This window comes from Pseudomonas sp. PDM17, from assembly GCF_014851985.1.
Lineage (GTDB): Bacteria > Pseudomonadota > Gammaproteobacteria > Pseudomonadales > Pseudomonadaceae > Pseudomonas.
The window spans coordinates 1-255 of record NZ_JACVAT010000036.1 but is presented as its reverse complement, the minus strand read 5'-3'; the positions used below and the strand labels follow the sequence as shown (position 1 = coordinate 255).

1 pseudogene is annotated in these 255 nt (G+C 59.6%); it reads right to left on the bottom strand.

Going from position 1 to position 255, the window contains the following annotated elements:
• Positions 1 to 255: pseudogene (locus tag IB256_RS30535) on the bottom strand (hypothetical protein); the annotation flags it as partial.

Sequence of the window (255 nt, the reverse complement as noted above, 5' to 3'; positions counted from 1 at the left end):
CACTGCATCGCTGTCATCCACGCCGCGAGCAACGTTGGTGATCCTGGTGCCGCCAGTCTTGGTGGTGCTGTTGTAGGTGTCGCCACCCAGGGTGATGCTGTTGTAGTTGACGGTGCCGTCGGTATTGGTGTCGTACTTGACCGTGCCCTTGTCCAGGACGTCGATGTTGGTGTTGATGCCATCAATTGCCTGGTTGGTGGCAAACAGCTGCGAACCGTTAATGGCGTCGGTGCTGTCCGCGCTCAGGCGGCCAGC